General features: G+C 71.4%; 7 protein-coding genes. 2 read left to right on the forward strand and 5 right to left on the reverse strand.

The features are described from left to right. Nucleotides 1-106: 106 nt before the first annotated feature. A complete protein-coding gene (locus VT50_RS29355) occupies nt 107-2839 on the reverse strand; it encodes a glycoside hydrolase family 2 protein (RefSeq protein ID WP_046088259.1) in 2733 nt (910 codons plus the stop codon). 255 nt (nt 2840-3094) lie between these two features. Next, entirely contained in the window at nt 3095-4249 is a 1155-nt protein-coding gene (locus VT50_RS29360; RefSeq protein ID WP_046088249.1) for a baeRF2 domain-containing protein, read from the reverse strand. A 129-nt stretch (nt 4250-4378) separates the two neighbouring features. Between VT50_RS29360 and polX the strand changes: the two genes are divergently transcribed. Further along, nucleotides 4379-6124: a DNA polymerase/3'-5' exonuclease PolX gene (polX, locus tag VT50_RS29365; RefSeq protein ID WP_046088250.1), complete on the forward strand. Its 1746-nt coding sequence runs from the start codon at nt 4379-4381 to the stop codon at nt 6122-6124. Beyond that, entirely contained in the window at nt 6121-6885 is a 765-nt protein-coding gene (locus VT50_RS29370; protein ID WP_046088251.1) for a uracil-DNA glycosylase, read from the forward strand. Before polX ends, VT50_RS29370 begins: the two co-directional genes overlap by 4 nt. Before the next feature lie 93 nt (nt 6886-6978). Here the strand turns inward: VT50_RS29370 and VT50_RS29375 are convergent, their stop codons facing one another. From VT50_RS29375 to VT50_RS29385, 3 genes are all read right to left on the reverse strand, one after another. Further along, nucleotides 6979-8277, reverse strand: coding sequence for a S1 family peptidase (locus tag VT50_RS29375; RefSeq protein ID WP_240529359.1), 1299 nt, complete (start codon nt 8275-8277; stop codon nt 6979-6981). Between the two features lie 389 nt (nt 8278-8666). Continuing rightward, nucleotides 8667-9017: an L-rhamnose mutarotase gene (locus tag VT50_RS29380; RefSeq protein ID WP_046088253.1), complete on the reverse strand. Its 351-nt coding sequence runs from the start codon at nt 9015-9017 to the stop codon at nt 8667-8669. Between the two features lie 77 nt (nt 9018-9094). Next, on the reverse strand, nt 9095-10987 hold the full coding sequence (locus VT50_RS29385; RefSeq protein WP_079343923.1) for a discoidin domain-containing protein: 1893 nt from the start codon (nt 10985-10987) through the stop codon (nt 9095-9097). Nucleotides 10988-11198: the final 211 nt, after the last annotated feature.

The raw sequence follows: 11198 nt of genomic DNA on the forward strand, positions 1-11198 counted from the left end.
GCGTACGGACAGTGACTGTCCGACACGGGGGAACGACGCGCTGGAGAAAGCATACAAACGTGTGAACTTGCCCCATGCATCTGACTCGCCGAAAAAATTCCTTTCGTCACGATTTTGAGACGGAGGCGGGGACGGTGCGGGTGGCGCTGTTCCAGCCCGAGATCCGCACCGAGGGGGCCGAACCGCCCAGGTCCGCCGTGCGATAGGTGGCGGTGAGCGTCACCGACTCGCCCGGCCACAGGCTCACCTCGTTGTCCGACCAGCGAACGGGCAGCACCGCCGTGCCCGAGCCGTTCACCAGATGGGCGTCCACGAGCAGTGCCGGTGTGCGCCCGCTCCCGGTGTTGCGCAGGGTGACGGTCGTGGTGGCGGTGGAGTCCGGTCCGCCGGTGGTGGTGGCGGTGGCGGACACCGGCACCTCGGCCATGTCGTCGAGCCCGGTCAGATCCGCGTATGAGGTGGTGGGGGTGTAGTACCAGTCGGTGTTGTCCCAGTCGAGCACGTCCTTCTCGGTGGAGAGCCAGTACACATTGCGGCTGACCTCCTTGCCCGCGTCATCGGTGAGCTGGAGCTTGACCAGATACGCGCCCGACACCCCGCTCACGTCGGCCGGGACGGTGAGCGCGGTGGTCTTGCCGCCGTCGCCCGGCACCCGGAGGCCGGTGGCGCTCTGGTCGAACTTCCGGGTGCCGTCGGGGGTGTAGAGGCTGACCCGGGCGGTGAGACCGGTGGCGGCGGTGTGCTCACCGTTGACCACGACCACCGAGCGGGAGTCGTAGGAGTACTGGATGTGCAGCGGCTCATTGGCCTTCTTGGCGCCGTAGTAGGCCCCGCCCTGGTCCAGATAGCGGTCGAAGAGCTGCCAATGGAGCGAGGTCCAGCCGCTGTTGAGCATCCAGTGGACGACACCGGTGGCGGGCCGGGAGGTGTCGGAGAAGTTGCGCGCGTACGCCTCGAACTGGGCTCGCACCGCCTCGTACCGCGCGAGCCCCGCCTTGCGTACGTAGTCCGTCAGCCCGGTCGGCTTTCCGTAGCGGCCGATCAGCGCGTTGTCGAACAGCTTGAGGTCACCGAAGGTGGCGGACGGGGAACGGTGGTACTGCTTGGCCGACGGATCCCGCCAGAGGGTTTCCAGTTCGCTCGGGGACATCATGCGGCGGAGCGTGTCCAGGGTGGGGATGTCGGGCCCGGCACTGGTCTCGGAGTTGAAGCCGGTGGCGCCGCCCTCCCGCTTGGCGTACCAGTAGTCCGGCGGCACCCAGTCGTAGGGGCCGGTCATCTTCATGCCGGACTTCCCCAGTCGCGGGGAGGACTTGGCGGAGGCGGCGGGGACCACCGGGTTCGGCCAGTCCGCCGCGTCGAGGGCGTCCAGGTAGTTCTTCTCGATGGTGGCGTCGGGCGCGAAGTCGCTGCCGATGAGGAAGGAGATGACGCTGGGGTGGTCGCGCAGCCGCGCTGCCTCGGCGGCCATCGAGTCCTTGGCGACCGGGTAGTCGGCGGGGGTCCACTTCTCCCCCGTCTCATCGCCGTTGACCTGGCCCTCCCACTTGTCGCAGCACTCCCAGCCGGGGAGGGTCAGAACACCGTGGCGGTCGGCGAGGTCGAAGAACTCGTCCGGTTCGATATGGCCTTCGAGGCGGACGGTGTTCAGCCCCAGGTCGAGGGCGTACTTCAGCCGGTCCTCCACCGAGCGGGCGTCCCAGCGCAGAAACACATCGGGGGACCAGCCGCCCGCCTTGATCAGCAGCGGGCGTCCGTTGATGCGGTACTGGCGGGCGCCGTCGGCGTTCAGCGGCGCCTTGACGTCGCGGACGCCGAAGCTGTGGTGGGCGGTGTCGGAGGGGGTGCCCGAGACGGTGGCGGTGAGGTCGAGGTCGTACAGCGGCTGGTCGCCCATCCCGGCGGGCCACCACACCTTGGGCCGGTCCAGGCGCAGTTGGGGGAAGTCGGCGGGGGTGAAGGTCACGGCCTTGGTCTCGTGCGGGGCGAGCGGCACCGCGCGGCTGATGGCCGCCGGGCCCGCCGCGCCGGACACCGTGGCGGTGACCGGTGAGGCGGAGTCGTTGCGGACCCGCGCCGTGACGGTGAGCTCGGCGGAGGCGAGCGACGCGGTGTCCAGCCGGGTCGTCACATGCGCGTCGCGCAGGGCCACCGGGCCGCCACGGTGGACCAGCACATCGCGGACGATGCCCATGTTCTCGTCGGGCGGGGGCTGCAGCCAGTCGATCCAGCCCATCGTGAGGTCCTTGCGCGGGTCGTTGGGCTGGACGCGGAACGCCACCGTATTGGTCCCCGCCCTGACCAGGTCGGTGATGTCCAGCTCATGCTGGGTGTACGCACCGGCGATCTTCTCCTTGGTGGCCACCTGGACGCCGTTGACATACACATCGGCCGCGGACACCACACCGCTGACGTCCAGCTGGGTGCGGCGGGAGGTGTCGGCCACGGTGAAGTCGCCGCGGTACCACCAGGGGACGGTGAAGTCGGCCGCGGGGATCTTCTGGAGATGGGTCGAGTAGAACGGATCCGGATACGCGCCGGCCGCGAGCAGCCCGGCGAGCACCGTCGACCTGGGCCCCACCGGGTGCCAGCCGGACGCGGGGTAGCCGGGGGTGGAGATGGCCGCGGGGGTGTCGGACACCTTGGCCGAGGACTGCGTGGCGAAGCCCGCGAGTGGCGTCGCGGTGCCGGGGGCCGCGCCCACCCGGGTCACCGGCGTCGGGCCGTCCGCCACCGGGCCGCCGTGCGGGGGTGCGGCGCCCGTGGTGAGGGAGACGGTGAGGAGCAGACCGCCGACGGCGAGCAGGGCGGTCAGAACGCGCCGGACGCGGGCTGGCACCCGCCGCCGGAATGGTGCCGGACGGAGGACCACGGATGTCTCCCTGGGGCAGGCGGAGCCATTGGTTAAGTAGGTTTCCTAACAACCAACGGACGCTAGAGACCTGAGCAAGCCATGTCAACCACCCCACACCGAGACGTGCCCTTCCGGCGGATGGCCCGATGGGGTGCCGCCCCACCACGATGCGCGGACGCGCGCGGTCAGCTCGGCGCGGATGGTGCTGGCGGTCTGGGGCTGGTTGCCGTGGCGGGAGCCTCAGGTGTGCCAGCGGAGTACCGCGCCCAGGCCACCGGCCGGTCCCTGGATGCCCTCGGGGACCACCAGCACCTCGGTGTCGGCCACCGTCGCGGACCGCATCAGCGCGTCGTCCGCGCGGGCGGCCTCGGGGGCTCTGACACCCATGGCGCGCGCCTGGGAGCGCTGTACGGCCACCTGATCGGCGTCCGGACCGATCCACACCTCATGGCGCGTATCGCCCCCCGCGTGCCCCAGCAGCAGCGTGGCCGCCTGGTGGCGGCGCATGGCCTCCACCACCGCCGGTACGCCCTCCGCCGCACCGCTGCTCGGCGGCCCGGCGCCGTCGGGTCCGCCAGTGGCCGGTCCGCCGGGGCGGCCCCGCCCGGCGCGGAAGAGGTCGAGGACCGTCTCCAGATGAGCGCGGGCGTGCTCCGCCCGGGCGTGGTCGATCTCCGCGTTCAGCAGCTCGGAGCAGCCCGCGGCCCTGCTGCCGTGGCGGGTCTCCTCCGTCCTGGCCCGCAGCGGCTCCGGCAGCCGGTCGCGTACGGCACGGCGCTCGCGCGGATCACCGGCCAGGACCAGCAGCTCGGCGTCGCCCTCCGTCCACTGCCGCATCAGCTCCTCGGCCACGCGGTCGGCGGTCTGCTCCCAGGTGTTCCCGATCCGGTTGCGGTAGTGCCACTCGTAGCGGTCGGCGGGCACCGACCGGTGGCCCCGGCCGTGCGCTCGGTGGCCCGCGGCACGCCCCGCCGGACGGGTACCGGTGTCGTCGCGCAACTCCAGATCGGCCCCCGCCTGGTCGACGATGGCCACCAGACAGGACGGCCACTCACCGCGGAACGCGGCCAGCGGCGCCACTCGCGGCAGCACCGACCAGGACGTCACCACATCGATCGGGGACGTGGCCAGCGGCAGGTCGAGCACCACCTCACCGTCGGTGGCGAACAGCGCCCGCCCCGCGGACGCCCTGGCCCCTTGCTCACCGGCCAGCCGCTCGATCACGGCGTCGCAGGTGGCGCGGTCGGCACCCTGTGCCGTGAGCTGATCCGCCACGAACCGCTCCCGCAGCCTGCGCCGTCTGGGCGCGTCCTCCGTGCTGCGGGAAGTGTCCATGTAGACGCCCGCCCACGGACCGGGGCGGTCGAACAACGGCTTCAGGAATCCAACGTCCATGACCTCCCCCAAACCCGGGGAACACAGGCGGAAACCGGTCGACCCGACTCGCTCGGATCGCCGTTTCGCTCCTGACACCAGGATCCCTCCACCTCACCGGGATCGCCAGAGCCGACTAAAATCGCTGTCATGGCTCGCTCCAACGAGGAGGTCGAAGCCCTCCTGCGCGAGTACGCCGATCTGCTCCTGATCACGGGCGGGGACGCGTACCGGGCGCGTGCGTACGAGAAGGCCGCCCGGGCGATCGGCGGCCATGCGGCCGACATCTCGCAGTTCGACGCGAAGGCGCTGCGGGACATCCCCAATGTGGGCCGGTCGATCGCCGACAAGGTGGTCGAGTATCTGCGCACCGGGACCATGCCCGCCGTCGAGGAGGCGCGGGCCGCGATCCCGGCCGGGGTGCGGGAGCTGACCGCCATCCCGGCGCTCGGACCGAAGAAGGCCATGATCCTCTACGAGGAGCTGGAGATCTCCTCGATCGATCAGCTGGCCCGGGCCATCGAGGACCACCAGCTCCGCGACCTCAAGGGCTTCGGGCCGAAGTCCGAGGAGAACATCCTGCACGGCATCGGGCTGATGCGCGCCGCGGGCGACCGGGTTCCGCTCGACGAGGCCATGGACGTGGCCGATGAGATCGTCTCCGCCCTGTCCAAGGTGCCCGGCTGCCGACGGTGTGCGTACGCCGGGTCGCTGCGCCGGATGAGGGAGACCGTGGGCGATGTGGACATCCTGGTGGCGGCGGAGGAATCCGGCCCGTTCATGGAGGCGTTCATCCAGCTGCCGCTCACCTCCGAGGTGATCGCCCACGGCCAGAAGAAGACCTCGATCCGCACCACGAAGGGGCTCCAGGTGGACCTGCGGGTCCTGCCGCTGGACTCCTGGGGCGCGGGGCTGCTCTACTTCACCGGCTCCAAGGCGCACAACATCCGCGTCCGCGCGATCGCGGTGCGCCATGGCCTCAAGCTCTCCGAGTACGGACTCTTCGAGACCAAGAGCGGCAAGACGATCGCCTCGCGGAGCGAGGAGGACGTCTACGCCCGGCTCGGCATGGACTGGGTCCCGCCGGCGCTCCGCGAGGACCGTGGCGAGGTCAAGGCGGCCCTCGAAGGCCAACTCCCCCGGCTGGTCGAGGAGTCCGACCTCCGGGGTGATCTGCACACCCACACCAGCCTCACCGACGGGCTGGAACCGCTGGAGGACATGATCGCCAAGGCGGAGCGGCGCGGCTACGCGTACTACGCCATCACCGATCACGCGCCCAAGCTGTATATGCAGCAGATGACCGAGGAGAAGATGCTGGCCCAGCGGGAACGGGTGCGCGCGCTCGACCGGGGGCGCGGCCGCGGGGACACCCGGCTGCTGCACGGCGTGGAGCTGAACATCGACGTCGACGGGGACGTGGACTGGCCGCCCGGCTTCCTCGAGGACTTCGATCTGTGCGTGGCCTCGGTGCACACCCAGTTCGGCCTGGACCGCAAGGCCATGACCCGGCGGCTGGTGCGGGCCTGCGAAAACCCCCACGTGCACATCATCGGCCACCCGACCACCCGGCTGATCGGCAAACGGCCCGGTATCGACGCCGACTTGGACGAGGTGTTCGCCGCCTGCGCCCGCACCGGCACCGCGCTGGAGATCAACGCACATCCGAACCGGCTCGATCTGTCGGACGAGAACATCCTGCGGGCCAAGTCGCACGGGGTGGTGTTCGCCCTGGACAGCGACGCCCACTCGACCCGGGATCTGGACAACATGCGGTACGGGGTGGGCATGGCCCAGCGGGGCTGGCTGGCCCCGGACGACGTCATCAACACCTGGTCGCTCACCCGGCTGCGGCGTTTTCTGCGCAAGGATACGGGGCACCGGCCCCCACCATGACCACCTCCGAACGCGACCGCCGCTACCCCGCCCGGCAGGCCCCCGGCGCCGGAACCCTCGCCGAGCTGGACGCACGGGTCGTCGACTGCCGTGCCTGCCCCCGGCTGGTCCAGTGGCGGGAGGAAGCCGCCCGCACCAAGCGCCGGGCCTACGCCGACTGGGAGTACTGGGCGCGGCCGGTGCCCGGGTTCGGGCCGCCGGACGCCGGGGTGGTGATCGTGGGGCTCGCACCGGCCGCCCACGGCGGGAACCGCACGGGCCGGATGTTCACCGGCGACCGGGCGGGCGACTTCCTCTACGCCGCGCTGTACGGCCTGGGGCTGGCCAGCCAGCCGACCGCCACCCACCGCGGCGACGGGCTGGAGCTGTACGGGGTCAGGATCACCTCGCCGGTGCGCTGCGCCCCGCCCGCCAACCGTCCCACCCCCGAGGAACGGGACACCTGCCGCTCATGGCTGGCCCGGGAGCTGCGGCTGCTGCGGCCGACGCTGCGGACCGCGGTGGTGCTCGGCGCGTTCGGCTGGCAGGCCGTGCTGCCCGCCCTGGAGGCGGCCGGATGGGTTGTGCCCCGGCCCCGGCCGGTGTTCGGACACGGCGCGCGGGCCACACTGCGGGCGGCCGACGACGGGCCACCGCTCACGCTCTTCGGCTGCTACCACGTGAGCCAGCAGAACACCTTCACCGGGCGGCTCACCCCGGCCATGCTGCGCGAGGTGCTCGGCGCGGCGGCGGAGGCGGCGGGGGTTCCGGTCTCGAGCTAGGGCGGGGCGTACATGGCGTGGTTGGCGTAGAGGGGAGGCCCCGGGCACTGGGGCAGGAGGGCGCCCGGGACCTCGTTCATGGGGTGGGCCGGGTCAGTTGAGACCCTGGCCCGCGACGCCGCCGGTGTCACCGGCACCGGCGTTGCCCGCGCCTGCGGCGTCACCAGCGCCACCGGCCGCGTCACCGGCTCCACCGGCCGCGTCGCCGCCACCGGTGCCGCCACCGTCCGCGCCACCGCCGTCCGCGCCGATGACCGCGCCGGTGGCCTCCAGCGCGGCGGTCACCGGCTGGAAGAACGTCTCACCGCCCTGGGTGCAGTCGCCGCTGCCGCCGGACGTCAGCCCGACCGCCGCGTCCTCGGCGAACATCGCGCCACCGCTGTCGCCGGGCTCGGCGCACACATCGGTCTGGATGAGGCCGTTGACGATGTCGCCGTTGCCGTAGTTCACGGTGGCGTTGAGGCCGGTGACCGTGCCGTCGGTGACCCCGGTCGTGGAGCCGGAGCGCTGCACCTCCAGGCCCACGCTCGCCTCGACGGCGCGCCCGATCTCCTGGGTGTTGCCGTTCTGGAGGTCGACCGTGCTGGACGGCTGGGTGGTGGCGTCGTCGTACATCACCAGCGCGAAGTCGTTCTCGGGGAACTTTGAGTCCTGCACCGTGCCCACCTGCTGGGCACCGGCCTGGTCCGCGGTCCAGGTCTGGGATTCGTTGCCGCAGTGGCCCGCGGTCAGGAAGCCCGGTGCGCCGTCGACGCTGACGTTGAAGCCCAGCGAACAGCGGGCGCCATCGCCGAAGATGGCGTCGCCGCCGTCGAGCCCACCGGCCGCGGCGTCCCCGCCGCCATCCGCGCCGCCGTTGTTGCCGCCGGGCTGGGCCGTCTCCTCGCCGTCGAACTTCTTGAACTCGCCGTTGCCGCGCTTGACGCTGACCGTGTCCGCCATCCGGTCGGTGGCCTTGGTCAGCGTGTCCCACTTCGTACCGGTGACCGTACGGTCGGCGGTCACCTGGACCTTGTTGGTGACCGGGTCGATCGACCAGGCGGTGCCGGGCACCGAAGCGTCGCTGCCCAGCGTCTGGGTGGCGGCCTTCAGCTCGGCCATGCTGTTCTGGACGACCTTCGCCACGGCGCCCTTGGCCCGGACGGACTCGGCGGAGTCCTCGTCCACCACATTCATCACCAGCTGGCGGTTGCCGTTGTCGTAGTACCAGCCCGCGCCGTTGTCACCGAGGTCCGCGGCGAGACCCCTCGCGAGCTTCACCGCGGCCGGGGACGAGAAGGTCTTGGCGCCCGACGTCTGGTCCGGGTTCGCGTTCGCGTTGGGCAGCAGGATGGCGGCTGCCCCGAGCGCGGTGATGGCGGCTCCGGAAAGGGCGAGGGTCCGCTTGTTCACACGTCGGTGGCTCAACTCACTGACCTCCAGTCGGGGGTGCGCGGCAGGCGTGTGCGGAGCGCTTGCCGCGTTCCGCCACGCCGCCCGTGCGGGGGCACCACGTCGTACGTGGACGCGGTCGCCCCGTTCTCACCCGTACTCAAGGTCTGATGAATGGCTGCGCCGAACGGTCCGGATCGGTAGGCTCCGCCGGTTCGGCCGGTCGCGGTGCCGCCCGCGGCGGGCTGTTCCCCTCCCCGCCCCTTCCCGATACCAGGGGGCTCCGCGCCCCTGGACCCCAGGGCAGGATCGCGGAGCCCCCGCCACACGGCGGAGCCGCGTATCGATGCCGCGGGAAGGGGCGGGGCGGGAGCAGCCCGCCGCAGGCCTCACGGTCCGGCGGGCACCGGCTATCCGGGTTCGGCGGCCCCGGCCTGCGCTCGCAGTTCCCACACCTCGCCGAGCGCCATCCGCTCCGCCTCGGCGGGGGAACCGCCGGTGTCCTCGAAGTGGTCGACATACGCGCCGATGAACTCCTGCCAGCGCTGGTTGGCCGGGTCCTCGTCCAGCGCCGCCATCGCGGCCGCGAAGTCCTCGCAGTCCACCAGGTGGAAGAGATGGCGCCCGCTGCGCCAGATCCGCCAGTTGGTGATCCCGGCCCGGCGCAGCGCCGCCAGCAGGTCCTCCGGGACCGTGGCGTGCACCTGCTCATAACCGGACTCCTGGCCCTCCCTGAGAACCGAGTGCAACGCCACCCGCATCGGCGCTCCTCCTTCTTCCGCTGCCTCGTTGCCGGGCGGCCACGGCGGCCGCCCGTCAACGATCCATGATGCAGCGCTCACCCCTTCTGTTCGACGCGCACCCAGTCCACGTCCGCCTGCACTCCCCCGGCCGCGATCCGGTCGACGCTGGACTGCGGGAGACCCCAGTAGGGGGTGGTGACGTTGTTCCACCCGGCCGGGTACGCCCCGCCCAGGGCGAGGTTCAGGATGACGTACTGGTTGTGGCCGAAGACCCACTGGCCACGGGTGGACTCGAGCTTGTTGCGGCTGGTCTCCTGGACCACCCGGTCGTCGACGAGGAAGCGCATCCCGGTGGGGGTCCACTCCACCGCGTAGGTGTGCCACTGGTCGGCGCGGCCGCCGTCCGGGTAGGTCTGGCGGGCGCCGATGTTGCCGTCCGCCGAATAGCCGGGGCCGTGCAGGGCGGTGCTGGTCCAGTCGGCGTAGCCGATGTTCTCCATGATGTCGGTCTCACCGGAGGAGGGCCAGGACACTGAGGGATCGTCCACATCGCTGCCCAGCAGCCAGAACGCGGGCCAGTAGCCGTCGCCGACCGGCAGCTTCATCCGGGCGCTGACCCGCCCGTAGGTGAAGTCCAGCTTGGTGTGGGTGTCGATGCGGCCGGAGGTGAAGTCATAGGTGCCGCCGCCCGCCTGGGTGCAGCCCTTGCAGTACTTCGCCCTGAGGACGAGATTGCCGTTCTCGGTGCGGATGTTGTCGGGGGAGTCGACATACGCCTGCGACTCGCCGTTGACCGACCCCATCTCCTGACCGGTCCGCACCACACGCCACTTCGAGCGGTCGAGGGACGCCCCGGTGAAGTCGTCGAAGAACGTCGTCCTGTACGCACCGGACTGTTCACCGGGGAGGGCCGGGTACGCGGCGGAGGCGCTTCCGCCGGTGCCCCAGACCTGGAACTCATAGAGCGAGTAACCGAATTGGGCAGTGGCCGGGGCGGGGTTGTAGAAGGAGCGGCGCTCCTTGCCGAGCATCCGCACATAGCGGCCCTCGGCGGGCTGCGACAGCTTCACGGTGTCATGGCGGCCCACCGCGTCGGCGGGGGACTTCACATCCGCGCGGCGGGCGGCCACCTCGTCGGCGGAGGGCTGGTAGACCGTGCGCCATGTGCGGTTGTCGTCGGACACCTGCACCTGGTAGTCGACGGCGTAGGCGGCCTCCCAGTAGAGGTCGACGGTGTCGATCGTGGAGGTCGCGCCGAGGTCCACCGAGACCCAGCGATCGGCGTTCCAGTCGCTGGACCAGCGGGTCTGGTCGTCCTTGAGGTTGGCGGGCCAGCCGCCGTCGGTGATGAAGGCGGGTGAGTTGCCCGCGTGCTGGTAGTAGTTGGAGTAGGCGGGGTGGTTCAGGGCGAGATTGCTCCGGGTGGTGGACGCCGGGGCGGGCTCTCCGCCGTACACCTTGAACGAGTACAGCGAGTAGCCGTACGGCGTGCCGCGCTCGATGCCACGCATCCGTACGTAGCGGCCGACGACGTCCTGCGGGTGGGTGTGGGCGGTGATGGATCCGCCGGTACCGGCGTCCTCGGTGTAGAAGGGGGTCCAGTCGGTGCCGTTCTTCGACACCTCCAGGACGTACTTCTTGCCGTAGGCGGCCTCCCAGTCCAGGACGACCCGGTCGACCCGGATGGTGGCGCCGAGGTCGACGCGTATCCAGGCGTTGTCGGTGGCCGGGCTGGACCAGCGGGTCGACCCGTTGCCGTCGAAGGCCAGGCCCGGCGCGGTGCCGTCGTTCTCACTGCCGGACGCGGTGACGGCGCCCTGGTCCGCGGCGTACGCGGCCGCGGCCCGGTCGGTGTCCCATGTCGCCTGGGCGGCGGTCGCGGTGGACTGCGAGGCGGGCGCGGCGAGGGCCGGGCCCGTGGTCAGCACCGCCACTGTGGCCAGGGTGGCGAGGGCGCTCAGCAGAATGCGGGGGGTGCGGGATGGCATGCGGCTCTCCTCGATGAGGTTGTGGGGTGCACGTGTGGGTGTTGCTGGGTGTTCGTGCGGGTGCGCGGGTGCGCGGGTGGGCCGATGTGCCGTCGTGCCGATGTGCTGTGCGTCGTGCGTGCCGGGGTGCCGTCTGTGCGGTGTGCGGTGTTGTGCGTTGGGCGGGTGCGGCGGGCCTTTCCCCTCCCCGCCCCTTCCCGATACCAGGGGC

Origin of the sequence: Streptomyces antioxidans, assembly GCF_000968685.2 — a bacterium.
Taxonomy (GTDB): Bacteria; Actinomycetota; Actinomycetes; order Streptomycetales; family Streptomycetaceae; genus Streptomyces; species Streptomyces antioxidans.

Excerpts from the sequence above, each read along its gene's own strand:
- VT50_RS29370 (WP_046088251.1), top strand. The coding sequence starts at position 6,121 with ATGACCACCTCCGAACGCGACCGCCGCTACCCCGCCCGGCAGGCCCCC.
- VT50_RS29380 (WP_046088253.1), bottom strand. The coding sequence starts at position 9,017 with ATGCGGGTGGCGTTGCACTCGGTTCTCAGGGAGGGCCAGGAGTCCGGT.
- VT50_RS29360 (WP_046088249.1), bottom strand. The coding sequence starts at position 4,249 with ATGGACGTTGGATTCCTGAAGCCGTTGTTCGACCGCCCCGGTCCGTGG.
- VT50_RS29385 (WP_079343923.1), bottom strand. The coding sequence starts at position 10,987 with ATGCCATCCCGCACCCCCCGCATTCTGCTGAGCGCCCTCGCCACCCTG.
- polX (WP_046088250.1), top strand. The coding sequence starts at position 4,379 with ATGGCTCGCTCCAACGAGGAGGTCGAAGCCCTCCTGCGCGAGTACGCC.